Raw genomic sequence first — 15,578 nt, 5'->3', positions numbered from 1 at the left:
GAAAACCCCTCTCCACCCTGACATTATCTTTTTATTTCTGTTAACATCCGCAGCTGTTCATTGTATTTTTCTTTTGGTAATTTTACATACCCAACCTCTTCAGCGAGATCACCAACATGTTGAATCATAAACTCAATATAATTTGCTACATTCATTTTTTTTCGGATAGATGCATCATTCACATAAGCAAATAGCGGCCTAGATAATGGCTTATACTTACCTGATTGAATGGTATCTTTCGTCGGAAGTACACCATTCACTTTTATTGCCCTCACCTTATCTCGATTGGCCATATAATAAGCATATCCTACAAAAGCAATGGCATTTTTATCATTCATTACCCCTTGCATAATAACTTGATCATCTTCAGACAAAGAGACTTTTTTTACAATGCGACTATTTTGTAAGATGACATTTTGAAAATAATCATACGTACCAGAGTCTACACCTGGCGCATAAAACTTCACCTGTTCACGTGGCCATGATGAATGAATTTGTGACCATCGCTTTTCGCTTTCATCTTCACTCCATAATAGACGTAACTCGTCTACCGTCATATTGTCTATCCAAGTATTTTGGCGATTCACAACGATCGTAAGACCATCGTAAGCGACTTCAAACGGTGTAAACTGAATGGAGTTTTTCTTCATTTCATTTTCTTCTACTTGTTTCATTGCTCTCGAAGCATTATTTATATCTACTTCTCCTTTACTGAAACGATTAAATCCTCCTCCTGTTCCAGAAACACTGATAGAAATTTTCACGTTTGGATGCGCCCTTGTATATTCCTCCGCTACTGCTTCTATAATAGGGAAAACTGTTGAGGATCCATCAACTCTCACTTCTCCCATTTCATTCACAGCAAATGCAGTAGACGTGCCAACATAAAGAAAACATGTCGACAGTATGAAAACCTTAATCGATGCACTTATCCATTTCACGTGTTCTTCCTCCTAGAAGTAACCGGAAATAACAGGATTACAGATATAAGAATACTGCTAAACTATTAATTCGGTTTTAATTGTTTGTAAAAGTTTTGTAAAGTTCCACAAGAATCAACATTAGGTAAAACTTTAATCCGTAGCCATTGTTCATTTTCACTGATGATTGGTCCATAAAACCGCTATCCTTCAGAGGGATGCATGAGTATCATTTGTAAAGCCTCTTAATTTTCCGATATGATATGCTTGTCCACTTTATTAAAACGTATGCATAAACCATAAAAAAAAGCACACTATCTTTTCAGATAGTGTGCTTTTTTTACAACTTTTTTATTCATCATCTTGCTCTTTATTTTTCTTTTTATTATCTATTTCCTCTTTTGAAGCTTCGCCATTTTCTATTTTTTTCAAATCAAAGTACGCGTCCATAATGTCACGGCTAATATATCCGTTAATACCTGATTTATCATCTACCCAAGGTACAACAACAGAAAATGCTACTTCAGGGTCTTCAAGTGGCGCATAACCTACTAACGTTAAGTTATATGTTTCTTTACGCTCACCGTTTGCCTTTCTACCAATCTCTTTATCTCCGCCATACACAGTTTGAGCTGTACCTGTTTTACCAGCAGCTTTATATTGTGCACCTGCAAAGTATTTCGCAGCTGTACCACCAGAATCGTTAAATACTTGTCTAAATCCTTCCTGAACACGTTTAATTTGTGATTCAGGCATATCAATACGATTTAGCACTTTCGGTTCCATTGAATGAACCACTTTTCCAACCTCATCTTGTTTCACTGCCGGTTGACGAATTTCTTTCACAACTTGCGGTTGCATACGGTAACCACCATTTGCAATTGTTGAAACATATTGCGCTAATTGAAGTGGTGTATACGTATCATACTGTCCAATTGATAAATCTAATAAGAAACCTGGCTGAATTCCTTTACCTGTTTGGCCCGCTGATTCATTCGGTAAATCAATACCTGTTTTCACACCAAGTCCAAACTGTCCGAAATAATAACGCATCGTATCAAATGCTTTTTGTGGTATATCTAACGTACCACCTCTCACATATTGAACACCTGCGAGATTCATCGCCGTTTTAAACATATAAACGTTAGAAGACATTTTTAATGCTGTCAGATCATTAATATATCCCATCGTCTTCCAAGAAGATTTTTTCGGCGTTCCTTTCAATACGATTGGTTCATCAAGTTGAACTGAACCTGGTTGAATCGCACCTGTTTGATAGCCTGTAAGTACTGTCGCACCTTTTACAGTTGATCCCATCGGATAAGAACTTGTCATCGTTCCTAATGCGAAATCTTGTACTTTCGTTTCGCCATTTTCATTCACTAACTGTTTCCCAGCCATAGATAAAACTTCACCATTTTTTGGGTTCATCATTACAACGAATGCACGATCTAAAAGAGGTTGTCCCCCTTTATATCTCAATAAATTTTTAGTGATAATTTCTTCTACACGCTTTTGTAATTCCATATCAATTGTTAAATTCAGATTGTTACCACTCTGCCCTTTTGATACATTAATCGTTTCTAAAATATTACCGTTTTTATCTGTGATATTTCTCACTTCCGCTTTATTACCGTGCAAACTATCTTCATATTGCTGCTCAAGATAACTTTTCCCTACACGGTCATTTCGATTATAATCACGAACAAGATAGTAATCTAGTCTTTCTCTCGGTAAACCTTCATCAGACGTTGACACCCCGCCAAGTACACTTCGGAATAAATCATCATAAATATACTTTCGATCCCAATCAACATTCGTATCTACACCTGGTAATGCTGCTAGGCTTTCACTAATAATCGCATATTCTTCTTCTGTAGCATCTTTTTTAATAACTTGAGGTGTCATTGCATATCCGCCGTCCATTTTGCTTTTAATCGCTAGTATTTCTAAATCTTTTGCGGATAATTGATTCACTTCTTCTTCTGTCACGCGACTTCGTTGACGTTCATCTAATTCTTTATCGTCAATTTTTTTATCTTTTAACTCTTGACGATCTTTATTCGTAATCTTTTCTTTAGCTTCCTCTTTGTGCATAGCAAGCCAATAATCTTTTTTATCGCGATCTGTTAATTTATCAGTCGGTACTTCAATCAAATCTGCTAGCTTTTTCGCTGTTTCTAAGCGAGCCTCTGCAGTTGATCCTTTCATTTTTGTAAATGTAATCGTACGAACAGCTGCATTATCTACTACAGCTCGCCCATAACGGTCAAATATTTTCCCACGTGGTACAGGATTACTTATCGTCGAGTTCTCTTTCCTCTCCACTTCATTCTTATATTCCTCACCGCGAACAATTTGTACATATCCAAGCCTTACAATAACCGCGGAGAACAATAAAAACACGCAGAAAAACAGCACGTTTAACCGAAAAGGAACGTGAGTCTTTTTCTTTTGTTGTTTCTGCTTCTTGCTCATACAAACCCCCTCTACCAACAGCTATGTAATGTGAAAGGGACACCTTCATACAGGTGTCCTCACTGCTGTCTTACATCTTTTTCTATTCTAGCATAAAACAACCGAGAAGTTAACCTTCTGGTTCTGTTTGATTCTGCGCAGTCGCTTGCGTTACAACACTTGTTTTACTTGCATTTCCCTCATCATATTTGACATTTTTAACTGCAAAATAAATAAGAAAATGTCCTGCACCTAAAATACATAATAAGTAAGGCAAACTTTTTTCAGGTGGAAAGAATAATACAGCACATAAAAAACTTAAAATCGAACAAATTCTTCCTGCATTTAACCATAATTCCCGGACTACTACATACTCTACACGCCACTCTCTCGCGTTTTTCGCTCTGCCAATTACATCATATGTCATGGACCCGTACGGAACGAGCAAAATAGGGTATGCAACCGCAATACACGCTGCATAAATAAGTAATTTTGCATATGTAACATTGAATATAACTAAAAATACGACAGCATATAAAATAATGCCTCCAAGCAAAATTGCTTTTTTCCGCCACTCTTTCTTTAACATACGAGTGACTAAGTAGTAACATACAAATGATACAGCAGAATTTACTAAGCTATATTTTCCTAAGGCGAGTTCGCTATCCGTCGCTAAATACACGTATACGGAAATCACAAAAATAAACGTTCCCTCTCTCAACCCTTGGAAAAAATGAGCACGTGTAATTCTTCCCCAATTTTTATCAATCTGCCGCTCTTTCAATACTTGTACAATTTCATACCGTCCTTCACATTCTCTCTTAGATACAAAAAAGCTTAAAATGACAGCAATTGCAAATAACAGTAACGAAAGAAAGAATATGACCGTATAGCCACTCCATTTTTCCATACGTGAAATTGTGTATCCAGCTGCTATCGGTCCAATCATGCCAGAGAAGGATGTAAGAAGTCCAAGAAACCCATTAAAGAAATCTCTTGTTTCTGGTTCTGTAATCTCAAATGTTAATAAGTTAAACGCGAGCCAGTAAAAACCATATCCGACTCCTAAAAGAGCCCCCATTAATAAAATATAGTGAGAAGCGCTTTTTCCCGCTACTAAAACAACGATAAAAAAAATAGCTAACGTGCCTACGCCTATTCGTAACAAGATTGAGCGATCAATACGCTTCGCTAATTTCCCACCTATAAGAAATGTGAGAGGCTGTAATACAACGCTGGCCAAATTATACAAGCCAAGATTCACATAATTTTGTGTTTGTTTCCATAAATAAATGTTAACAAACGTATTCGATAAAGAAATTGCGAGCGTGTATAAACCTCCAATAAGGAGCAATAACACTAAATCCCGATTCACTTCAACGTCACCAATTATATGTTTCCACTTCATACACAACTCTCCTTTACTTCATGTTCTAGTCTTCCAAAGACAAGCCCAATTATGTAAAAGGAAAGCATAGAAAAAAACTAGGAGCATTCTCCTAGCTTTTTTCTATCGTTATTACAATTATTTTGCTTCTTGGTAACGTTTTTCAGCAGCGTTCCAATCTACAACGTTCCAGAATGCACCGATGTAGTCAGGACGACGGTTTTGGTAATTTAAGTAGTAAGCATGTTCCCAAACATCTAAACCTACAACTGGAGTTTTACCTTCAGTTAGAGGAGAATCTTGGTTTGGCGTGCTTGTTACTTCTAACTCACCATTGTTTACTACTAACCAAGCCCAACCAGAACCGAAACGAGTTGCGCCAGCTTTTGCGAATTCTTCTTTGAATGCATCGAAGCTACCGAATTTCGCTTCAATTGCAGTTGCAAGTTCGCCTACTGGTTGTCCGCCGCCGTTTGGAGATAAGATTGTCCAGAAGAATGTATGGTTAGCATGTCCGCCACCATTGTTACGTACTGCTGTACGGATTGCTTCTGGTACTTCGTTTAAGTTTGCAACTAATTCTTCTACGCTTTTGTCAGCTAATTCTGCATGACCTTCTAAAGCAGCGTTTAAGTTTGTAATGTACGTGTTATGATGTTTTGTATGATGGATGTTCATTGTTTCTTTGTCAAAGTGAGGCTCTAAAGCATCATACGCATAAGGTAAATTTGGTAATTCGTGTTTTGCCATTGTTATATTCCTCCCAGTTTATGTATTGCCACTTAAGTGACATACAACTTCATTCTACCCTAATTGCCATAGGGTGCAAACAAATAAATCACATTGTCTTGCTATCATTAACGTAGCAAAAATCCCACTTCTTTTCAATTAAAATGCTCATATATTCCGTAAAAAAAGCTCCCTTCTACAAGGAAGCTTCCCGCTGACATAATAAACATGTGAAATGGATATGGACCCTGTAGGACTCGAACCTACGACCGGACGGTTATGAGCCGTCTGCTCTAACCAGCTGAGCTAAGGGTCCACAATTATGTATGTAACATACATATCAAATAAAGGAATTCCTATCAGATATATCCTTTAAGAAATGTAAGATAAATTTACCATATGGCAAAGAAAAGTGTCAATTGTATTTTTCTCATATAAAAGAAGAAAATTAATAAAAGAAATTTAGTTATCTCCACTATATGTAAATATAATATATCTTGAGATTCTCTAGATTCCTACGTTACAATGATTTTATACATACATAAAGGAAGTGAATCTATGTCCATATTTACCCAATTAGCAAAAAGCGTATATTCGCCTAAAGATATGGCGCTATTCCGTTTTCAAAAAATCGGAAAAACCATTTTGTATATTATGCTACTTTGTCTAATCACTACTATTCCAAGAACATTCTTTTACGGTAGCTTTATTCAAGATAGTGTTACCATGGTAAATCAAGCAATTGAAAAAGATTTACCTGATTTTAAAATCGAAAACGGTGAACTAAAAGCAGATATTGAACAACCTATTCTAAAGGAAGAGGGAGATGCTCTTTTCGTATTTGATCCCAATACAACAGATATAGAAACATATCAAAACAAAACTGGTTTATTTATTTTAAAAGATAAAGTAGTTTCTATAGGAAATGGTCAAACACAAACATACTCCTATAATGATTTATTAGGGACATCTCTTGAGAAGAAAGATTTGCAAGATTTCATTTCTGTATTCGATAGTATTTATCCAATTTTACTAGCTGTTATCGGCGTGTTAGTATACCTATTCCAATTGTTTATTACTTTCTTAGGAATTACTTTACTTGCGTTTATTGGTTCTGCTATGAGCGGTCAACGTAAATTATCTTATAAGCAAGTATGGACGTTAACTGCATACAGCTACACAATTCCAACAATCTTCTTTATGATTATGGATCTATTCAAAATTGTTGTACCTGGTTCAACATTCATTTATATCGCAGTTGTTTTAATTGTTCTTTACTTAACGATTAAAGAAGTTCCAAAACCAAAAGAAAAATAAGAACGAAAAAAAATGCCTAAATAGGCATTTTTTTTTTGGACAAGCATATATTCCTAGCAAAGGAGTGAAGAATATGAAGAGATTAGGTATATTCTTATTCGTGCTTGTTCTTGGTTATATATTTTATTACGATATAAAAATCGGCACTTTACCGATGTTAAGTTCATATAAAAAAACAAATGCGGCCCAAACGATAAAACAAGAAAGTACAGATACAAAACAAAATAAAGAGAACAAAGCAGAAAAAGAAACAGATGTAACTTATAAAACAATTGAAGTCAAAACAGGTGAGACAGTTCTTTCTATTACCGAACAAATTAATAAGAAAAAAATCCCTTCCATTGAAAAGGTAATTGATGACTTTAAACAACTAAACAAAAGTACATCTGCTACAAAAATACAAATTGGAAAGTCTTATAAATTCCCGTTATATCAATAAGCAATCACTTAATCCTTGTCAATTACATAAAGGCGCTGATACAATAGTAAAAGTGAAACCGAGCACTTCGGTTTCTATAGCCCTGTATCACGTATACTTTCATTGATATGAGGGACTAAATAAGAAACTTCTTTTATAAGGAGAGCGATCTATTCGTGAATGAAATGACTCATCGTACAAAAACACGTCCAGTTAAAGTCGGTAATTTAACAATTGGCGGTAATAATGAATTAATTATACAAAGTATGACAACAACAAAAACACATGATGTTGAAGCAACAGTTGCTGAAATTAAACGTTTAGAAGAAGCTGGCTGTCAAGTCGTCCGTGTTGCTGTTCCAGACGAACGCGCAGCAAATGCTATTGCTGATATTAAAAAACAAATCAACATTCCACTTGTTGCTGATATTCATTTTGATTATCGCCTTGCTTTAAAAGCAATTGAAGGTGGCATTGATAAAGTACGTATCAATCCAGGTAACATTGGTCGTCGCCATAAAGTAGAAGCTGTTGTAAATGCAGCAAAAGAACGCGGTATTCCAATCCGTATCGGTGTAAACGCAGGTTCATTAGAACGTCACATTTTAGAAAAGTACGGATACCCAACTGCAGATGGTATGGTCGAGAGCGCCCTACATCACATTAAAATTTTAGAGGACTTAGATTTCCACGATATTATCGTATCTATGAAAGCCTCTGATGTTAACTTAGCAATTGAAGCATACGAAAAAGCTGCTCGTGCTTTTGATTACCCATTACATTTAGGTATTACAGAATCCGGAACATTATTTGCCGGAACTGTAAAAAGTGCCGCTGGTCTTGGCGCAATCTTAAATAAAGGCATCGGAAATACACTACGTATTTCATTAAGTGCTGACCCAGTTGAAGAAGTAAAAGTTGCGCGTGAACTATTAAAGTCATTCGGTCTTGCATCTAATGCAGCAACACTTATTTCTTGTCCAACTTGTGGTCGTATTGAAATTGATTTAATTAGCATCGCTAACGAGGTGGAAGAATACATCTCTACACTAAAAGTACCAATTAAAGTTGCAGTACTTGGTTGCGCTGTAAACGGTCCTGGTGAAGCTCGTGAAGCTGATATCGGTATTGCCGGTGCACGTGGAGAAGGATTATTATTCCGTAAAGGGCAAGTTGTTCGTAAAGTACCAGAAGAAATAATGGTAGAAGAACTAAAAAAAGAAATCGATGTAATTGCTGCTGAAATGGCTGCTGAACGAGAAAAAGAAAAAGAAACACAAGAACAATAAAAAGAAGGTTGCCACAATATTGTGGCAACCTTCTTTTTTACGTAAAAAAGCTCGTCAGTTATGTAACCGACGAGTTCTTATTTTGCACATTTTGGACAACGGCCGTATATTTCAAACTTATGCCCGGTTACTTCATAACCGTTAAAATCTTTATTCATAAAATCCATCGGGCAGGAAGTAATCTCTTTCGTCCCCCCGCAATCTAAACAAATAAAATGATGATGATGTTCCATAATAGAACATGTAAAACGAAAATGTTTTTCACCATTTAATTCCGTTTGTTCTAAAACACCGATTTCAGCAAACACCGTTAAGTTACGATAAATCGTATCAAAGCTAAGACCTGGATAATCATCCTTCATATGCTCTAAAACGTCTTTCGCCGTTAAATAACGATTGTGAGCTGCAAATAACCTGAGCATTTCTTCCCTTTTTCCAGTATGTTTGTATCCTTTATCTTTCATTAGGCGTAAAGCTTCCGTTAGATTCATATCTATCCCTACTTTATGCAGTTTTTTTCTTTTTCCATAAAATCGCACCAATTAAAATAAGAACTGCTATCATAACAATTGTACCACCTGGTGCTAGATCAAGTTGATATGAAGCAAACATTCCACCAATTACTGCAATTTCACCAAATAAAATGGAAAAGAAAATTGTTTGTTTAAATCCATTCGCAATACGAATACTTGCTGCAACTGGTAACGTCATTAATGATGATACGAGAAGAACCCCTACTACACGCATTGATACTGCAATGACAAGGGCAACCAATATAATGAAAATAAAGTGAATCCACTTTGCACTCAAACCGGTTGATACAGCATATTCCTCATCAAACGATAGTAAAAATAACTCTTTATATAATAAAGTGATCGTTACAATAACAACAATTGCTACAATGCCGATGATTATTAAATCCGTACTTGTTACAGCACTTACACTCCCAAATAAATAACTAAATAAATCAGTGTTAAATCCATTTGCAAGTGATATAAAAATAACCCCAATCCCCATTCCTGCTGAAAGAATAATCGGAATTGCTAATTCTTGATAATGTTTATATACAGTACGTAATTTTTCAATTAGTAACGCCCCACCAATAGAAAAAATCATTCCCATATATAACGGATTTAAAAATCCTCCTGTGAAAATTGTTTTTTCTAGTAGTAAACTTGCAGCAATACCCGATAATGTCACGTGACTTAATGCATCCGCAATAAGCGACATTCGGCGAATGACAACAAATACACCGATAAGCGGTGCAACAAGTCCGATTAAAATCCCTGCATATAAAGAGTTACGTAAAAAGTCATATTGTAAAAAATCTTGTATCATTATATCCTCCCGTGATGCTCATGCTCGTGTTCTAAACGATGAACATGATGTCCATATAAGACGGACATTTCTGCATCTTCTAACTCTCGGAACTTCTCTACATTTCCATGGAAATGTAGATGTTGGTTTAAGCATGCAACATGTGTTACCTTCTCAGTAACAGCTCCCATATCATGAGTAACGAGAATTAATGTGATTCCTAACCTTTTGTTTAAATCCTCTAATATCTCATAAAAACTTTCTACATTCTTCACATCTATTCCAACAGTGGGCTCGTCCAAAATAAGTAATTCAGGATCACTAACGAGCGCACGAGCAATAAATACACGCTGTTGTTGTCCACCAGAAAGTTCTCCGATATTGCGCCCTTGAAACTCACTCATTCCTACATCAGCAATCGCTTTTTCTACCTTTTCCTTATCGTTTTTCGTGAAAAAGCGAAACAGCCCTTTTTTAGAAACGAGTCCCATTGATACAACTTCAAAAACAGTTGCCGGAAAACCAGAATTAAAGCTATTTGCCTTTTGCGACACATAACCAACTTTGTTCCATTCTTTAAACTTCTTACTATCAACACCAAACAAACGAATACTTCCCTGTTTTGGCTTTAAAACGCCTAATAAACATTTTAGCAAAGTTGATTTCCCAGAACCATTCGGCCCAACTAAACCTAAAAAAGCTCCCTTCGGAACTTGCAAATTAATATCTTCTAACACATTTCGATCTTCATATCGAAATGACAATCCTTCTATTTCTAATATATTATTCATATCATCTCACCTATTTTAATTCAGAATGATTCCGATTTATATCTATTTGAATTATAGTACAGCTTATTATAGTTGTAAACCAATCTGCCTAAAATATATCAATTTTTTCAAGAAACCTTTCTATTATAACAAAAAGCAGAGAAAAATTCTCTGCTCCCGAAAAATATTCCTATAAAATGAAACCTTAATCAAATGAGGCCATCCCCTACCGATTATTTGCCCTCAAATAGCGGGATACATGTTTTTTAGTGGATAGCCGATTTAAACTTGCCACCATTTGTCTCTTGTGTATTCATAATCGTAACAAACGCATTCGCATCAATTTCATACACAATTGATTTTAACTTCGTCACTTCCAGACGCGTTACAACTGCATAAATAACTTCTTTTTCTTTATCCGTGTAACCGCCTTTCGCTACAAGCTTTGTAGTTCCACGACCAAGACGATGCAAAATCGCATTTGATACTTCCTCATATTGATCTGATACAATTAAAACCGCTTTTGTTTCATCTAAACCTTGAATGACTGTATCAATTGTTTTGAAGGCGATATAGTACGCCATAACAGAATACATAGCTTGTTCAACACCAAATACAAATGCTGCCCATGCAAAAATGAATAAGTTCACAAACATTACAAATTCGCCAACAGAGAAAGGCAATTTCTTCGTTAATAAAATACCCATGATTTCTGTTCCGTCCATTGATCCACCATGGCGAATAACGAGCCCTACACCAATACCTAAAATAAGACCCCCAAACACTGTTGCTAAAATCGGCTCTGTTGTAAATGGCGGAACAGCATGTAACGTTGATTCAATAAACGCTAAAGCTACAATACCGAACGCCGAAGATAGCATGAATGTTTTTCCGATTTGCTTATAACCTGAATACATAAATGGGATATTGAGAATAACGACTAAAGTAGAGAAACTTAACCACCAAATATTAGGAGTAAGATAATCTAATATAAGAGAAATACCAATAATTCCACCATCAATAATTTTATTTGGCATTAAAAATAGTTCAATCGCTACCGCTGCGCATGCTGCCCCAAAAATAATCATAACTAAACGATAAATAAGATGGATAACACTTTCTTTTCGATGTTGCTTTTGTTCCATAAGTCCTCCTTATACTCTTTTTCTATAGTTTTGTCCTTATATTATAACATACGCTTCTTTTTCTCATGAAAAAAGAAACTCTACGTGAATATGTACAAGCTACGTACTCATATATTTCGATAGAAGAACGTGTGAAGGAGGATAACTCGATGAACCTCATTAAACAACTTGTAAATAAAAAATTAAATCATATTTCTACAAAAGAGTTATTGAAATACAGTAAAGAGTATGAAGTTTCTATTACGACTGCACAAGCGGATCAAATTGTTTTACTTATGAAAGGTAAGAATATTAACATTTACGATAATGACGAACGGCTAGAGCTCTTAAAACAAATAGCAAAAGTAACCTCCCCTGCTACTGCCCAACAAGTAAACACTTTATTTCAGCAACTACTAAAATAAGGAGGGGAAAATCCCCTCCTTATTGCTTATTGCGCTTTAATTTTCTCAAGAATTCCTTCATCAAAATTACCATTTTTCAGCATTTCGATTTCTAATTTATATGGTGGCTTCTTATCTTTTTTATCTTCACCTACATATGGCGTTTCAAGAATTTTTGGTACGTGCATTAACTGCGGGTGATGCACAATATGATGTAACGCTTTATAACCGATATGACCGAAGCCGATATTTTCATGACGGTCCTTTCCTGCGCCGCATACATTTTTACTATCATTAATATGAAGTACTTGCAAACGATCAATACCAACAATCTTATCAAATTCGTTTAATACGCCGTCAAAATCATTTACAATATCATATCCTGCATCGTGCGTATGACACGTATCAAAGCATACTGATAATTTTTCATTATATTTGACACCATCAATAATCTTTGCAATTTCTTCAAAGCTACGACCGCATTCTGTTCCTTTTCCTGCCATCGTTTCTAACGCAATGTTAACCGTCTGCTCTGGCGTTAATACTTCATTAAGCCCTTTAATAATTTGTTGAATACCAGCATCCGCTCCTGCACCAACGTGCGCACCTGGGTGAAGAACGATTTGTTTCGCTACACCTAATGCCGATGTTCTTTCAATTTCCATGCGAAGGAAGTCTACACCTAATTGGAATGTTTCTGGCTTCGTCGTATTCCCAAGATTAATAATATATGGCGCATGTACGATAATTTCCTCAATACCGTTTAGTTCCATATGTCTTCTTCCTGCTTCTATGTTCAATTCTTCAATTGGTTTTCTTCGTGTATTTTGCGGTGCACCTGTATAAATCATAAACGTCGTTGCACCGTATGAAACAGCCTCTTCACTTGCTGCTAATAACATTTTCTTACCACTCATAGAAACATGAGATCCAATCTTTAACATACAATCACCTCTTCAATATACAATAGATATAATGATAGCATAATTTGTAGAAATATGTAGCGAATTGTTTGTTGCTAAAACACTACGCAAATTGTAACTAGCTACACCGAAACTTTAATCAGTGTTTTTCCATTCCCCACCGATTATTATCCCGCAAATAGCCGGATAAAAAAAGATAAGGGGGCTCCCCTTATCTTTTTTTATGGCTATATTTTTTCTTCACTTTGTCACGTTCTGTTGCAAGTTTACGTTTATAGTTTGGTTTTACTTTTTTCGGCTTTTTAATAACTTTCGTTGCCATAACGTCAAGTTCATCATTTGGTTTTTTACGGCTCTTACGACGACGACGTTCACCTAAATCCGCCCACTCATCTCCACGTAACTCTACATGCTTGAACTCAATATGACGTTGTTTTTCTAAACTATCTAACGCTTCTTCGTTTGCTGGATCATAAATCGTCACTGCAATACCTGAATGCCCCGCACGTGCTGTTCTTCCAACGCGGTGAACGAAGAAATCTAAATCTGATGGAAGTTCGTAGTTAATAACATGACTAATCCCTTCAATATCAATACCACGTGCTGCTAAATCAGTTGCAACAATATATTGGAATTCAAGATCACGAATTTGTTTCATCATTTTTTTACGATCACGCGGTGATAAATCTCCGTGAATTCGTCCAACTTTTAAGCCACGTTCCATTAATCCGTCAGCAACCTGATCCGCCATCTTCTTCGTATTCGTGAAAACAACTGCTAAATACGGTTTAAATTGTAGCAACATTTTGTTCACTAAATCGATTTTGTTACGATGTTTAGAAGGTACTAAATAATGCTCAATATTCCCAGCCGCAACTTGTTTTGGATTGATATGAATATGCTCTGGATTCTCCATATATTTCTTCAGAAACGGTTTTAGTTTTTGAGGAATTGTTGCAGAGAAAACTAGCATTTGCAAATTTCTAGGCATGCGTGATGCAATTTTGTCTACATCATGAATGAATCCCATATCTAGCATTAAGTCTGCTTCATCGACAATAATAGTATTTGCTTTATGAACAAATAATGCTTGCGCTTCTACTAAATCTTTAATACGTCCTGGTGTTCCAACTACAATATGAGGTTGTTTTTTCAACTTTTCAATTGATCGTTGTTTATCAGTTCCACCAATTAAACAACGTGCTGTAATCATTTGATCTTCCGCACAAAACTTTGTTAATTTCACGATTTCTTCGTAAATTTGTTGTGCTAACTCACGAGTAGGCGCTGTAATAACAAGTTGTACTTCTTCACGACTTGCATTAATTCTGTTCAATGTAGGAAGTAAGTATGCATGTGTTTTCCCAGAACCTGTTTGGGATTGTCCAATTACACTTACACCTTTTTTCACGACCGGGAAAATTTTCTTTTGAATTCCTGTCGGCTCTGTAAAGCGTAGTTCACGAACTGCATCTATTAAAAATGGTTTAAAATCATACTGTGTAAAAGTTTGTTGTGCCATAAGTTACACCTTCTTTCTAAATTTCTACTGCGCGCACAAATCAGTCAAGTCTACATTATATCGAAATCTACAAGTAAAATCCATCTTTAGTTTAGGTTTTTACTTCAAAAACTAACCTTCTTCCCTCTTATTGCATATTGTATGTGTATATACCTAACTGAAGAAAGGAGGATTTCTCACATGTTTCCAAAATCCCCCACAAGGCAAATGTATCCGAATCAAGGACAGCAACCTTATACACCATATCCAATTCCACAACTACCACCGATGGCACAAAAAAAGAAAGGGTTCCTTGCTAAACTCTTTAAAAAACACGATCCAACCGAGCCTTTCATGCAAATGGTTCCACCTTATCGACAAATGGATGGACCGCCGCCAATGATGCACCAACAACCGCCGCCCCAATATCAACAACAATACCAATACCAACAACAATACCCGCAGCAATACTCACAACAATATCAACCATACATGCAGCAACATCCAGAGCAAATGATCCCCCCTCAAATGTATGAATCAAATGAAACGCGCGGTGGTGCAGCAACTACAGCAGCATCAAGTAGCGGCATCGGCAGTTTTTTGGCGAATTTAATTTCGAATCCAACTAATATGATAAACAATATTGAAAAAGTATCCCAAGTCGTTCAATCTGTAAGCCCTGTCGTCGAACAGTACAGTCCTATTATGCGTAACCTACCAAGCATTGTTAAAATCCTCACCTCTGGAAAAAGTACGGAAGAAGATCCAACTGAAAATCCAACTGAAGACATAACAGAAAAGGTTGAGGTAGCAACTCCGCCGCCTCCACAAAAAAAAAGAAAAAGAAAAAAAATAGTGATTGAGCCTGTCATAGAAAAAGAATTACGAGAGGAGCCTGTTCAAAAAATAGCAACAAAACCAAAACTATATGTGTAACAATCCTTTGTTTTCTATCCATTCCTCCTTTATAATGTAAAAGACTATGCACAAAAGTATCCCTTGTTTAGAAGGAGAGGATTACT

Annotated in this window: 15 protein-coding genes and 1 tRNA gene; 5 read left to right on the top strand and 11 right to left on the bottom strand. The window is 36.0% G+C overall.

The window, feature by feature from the left end:
* Positions 1–23: 23 nt before the first annotated feature.
* The 5 genes from phoX to MKO96_RS20555 all read right to left on the bottom strand — a co-directional run bounded on the left by phoX (position 24) and on the right by MKO96_RS20555 (position 5,809).
* Complete coding sequence (phoX, locus tag MKO96_RS20575; RefSeq protein ID WP_240588476.1) at positions 24–941, bottom strand: phosphate ABC transporter substrate-binding protein PhoX; 918 nt, start codon at positions 939–941, stop codon at positions 24–26.
* Between the two features lie 330 nt (positions 942–1,271).
* On the bottom strand, positions 1,272–3,398 hold the full coding sequence (locus MKO96_RS20570) for a peptidoglycan D,D-transpeptidase FtsI family protein (protein WP_087981963.1): 2,127 nt from the start codon (positions 3,396–3,398) through the stop codon (positions 1,272–1,274).
* Positions 3,399–3,507: 109 nt separating this feature from the next.
* Complete coding sequence (locus tag MKO96_RS20565; RefSeq protein WP_088059687.1) at positions 3,508–4,785, bottom strand: MFS transporter; 1,278 nt, start codon at positions 4,783–4,785, stop codon at positions 3,508–3,510.
* A 117-nt stretch (positions 4,786–4,902) separates the two neighbouring features.
* Positions 4,903–5,514 carry a superoxide dismutase [Mn] gene (sodA, locus tag MKO96_RS20560; RefSeq protein WP_001052034.1) on the bottom strand — a complete coding sequence of 204 codons (612 nt, stop codon included), beginning with the start codon at positions 5,512–5,514 and terminating at the stop codon, positions 4,903–4,905.
* Between the two features lie 221 nt (positions 5,515–5,735).
* Positions 5,736–5,809 (bottom strand) — tRNA-Ile (locus MKO96_RS20555).
* A gap of 242 nt (positions 5,810–6,051) precedes the next feature.
* Here MKO96_RS20555 and MKO96_RS20550 point away from each other — a divergent pair.
* From MKO96_RS20550 to ispG, 3 genes are all read left to right on the top strand, one after another.
* Positions 6,052–6,810 (top strand): DUF1189 domain-containing protein, encoded by a 759-nt coding sequence (locus tag MKO96_RS20550; protein WP_000021902.1) that lies wholly within the window; start codon positions 6,052–6,054, stop codon positions 6,808–6,810.
* 73 nt (positions 6,811–6,883) lie between these two features.
* Positions 6,884–7,249: a hypothetical protein gene (locus MKO96_RS20545; protein ID WP_064474783.1), complete on the top strand. Its 366-nt coding sequence runs from the start codon at positions 6,884–6,886 to the stop codon at positions 7,247–7,249.
* Positions 7,250–7,413: 164 nt separating this feature from the next.
* Entirely contained in the window at positions 7,414–8,517 is a 1,104-nt protein-coding gene (gene ispG, locus MKO96_RS20540) for a flavodoxin-dependent (E)-4-hydroxy-3-methylbut-2-enyl-diphosphate synthase (RefSeq protein WP_075308387.1), read from the top strand.
* A 77-nt stretch (positions 8,518–8,594) separates the two neighbouring features.
* Here ispG and MKO96_RS20535 read toward each other — a convergent pair whose 3' ends face one another.
* From MKO96_RS20535 to MKO96_RS20520, 4 genes are all read right to left on the bottom strand, one after another.
* Positions 8,595–9,008: a Fur family transcriptional regulator gene (locus MKO96_RS20535; protein ID WP_001054512.1), complete on the bottom strand. Its 414-nt coding sequence runs from the start codon at positions 9,006–9,008 to the stop codon at positions 8,595–8,597.
* A gap of 13 nt (positions 9,009–9,021) precedes the next feature.
* Positions 9,022–9,855: a metal ABC transporter permease gene (locus MKO96_RS20530; protein WP_000613823.1), complete on the bottom strand. Its 834-nt coding sequence runs from the start codon at positions 9,853–9,855 to the stop codon at positions 9,022–9,024.
* Positions 9,855–10,625 (bottom strand): metal ABC transporter ATP-binding protein, encoded by a 771-nt coding sequence (locus tag MKO96_RS20525; protein WP_001059649.1) that lies wholly within the window; start codon positions 10,623–10,625, stop codon positions 9,855–9,857. The genes MKO96_RS20530 and MKO96_RS20525 overlap by 1 nt, the downstream gene beginning before the upstream one ends.
* Positions 10,626–10,870: 245 nt before the next feature.
* Positions 10,871–11,749 carry a YitT family protein gene (locus MKO96_RS20520; RefSeq protein WP_087981967.1) on the bottom strand — a complete coding sequence of 293 codons (879 nt, stop codon included), beginning with the start codon at positions 11,747–11,749 and terminating at the stop codon, positions 10,871–10,873.
* A gap of 149 nt (positions 11,750–11,898) precedes the next feature.
* Between MKO96_RS20520 and MKO96_RS20515 the strand changes: the two genes are divergently transcribed.
* Positions 11,899–12,153, top strand: a complete 255-nt coding sequence (locus tag MKO96_RS20515) for a DUF2624 domain-containing protein (RefSeq protein WP_001048965.1) — start codon at positions 11,899–11,901, stop codon at positions 12,151–12,153.
* Between the two features lie 26 nt (positions 12,154–12,179).
* Here MKO96_RS20515 and MKO96_RS20510 read toward each other — a convergent pair whose 3' ends face one another.
* Together MKO96_RS20510 and MKO96_RS20505 are read right to left on the bottom strand one after the other, a co-directional pair.
* Entirely contained in the window at positions 12,180–13,076 is an 897-nt protein-coding gene (locus MKO96_RS20510) for a deoxyribonuclease IV (protein WP_240588475.1), read from the bottom strand.
* Positions 13,077–13,266: 190 nt separating this feature from the next.
* Positions 13,267–14,577 (bottom strand): DEAD/DEAH box helicase, encoded by a 1,311-nt coding sequence (locus MKO96_RS20505; protein ID WP_240588474.1) that lies wholly within the window; start codon positions 14,575–14,577, stop codon positions 13,267–13,269.
* A gap of 180 nt (positions 14,578–14,757) precedes the next feature.
* Here MKO96_RS20505 and MKO96_RS20500 point away from each other — a divergent pair, with 180 nt between their 5' ends.
* Positions 14,758–15,492: a YqfQ family protein gene (locus tag MKO96_RS20500; protein WP_240588473.1), complete on the top strand. Its 735-nt coding sequence runs from the start codon at positions 14,758–14,760 to the stop codon at positions 15,490–15,492.
* Positions 15,493–15,578: the final 86 nt, after the last annotated feature.

The organism is Bacillus sp. ES1-5 (assembly GCF_022487605.1).
GTDB classification, from domain to species: domain Bacteria; phylum Bacillota; class Bacilli; order Bacillales; family Bacillaceae_G; genus Bacillus_A; species Bacillus_A wiedmannii.
Note: the sequence above shows the minus strand (reverse complement) of the source record. Positions and strands in the feature narration are given on the sequence as shown.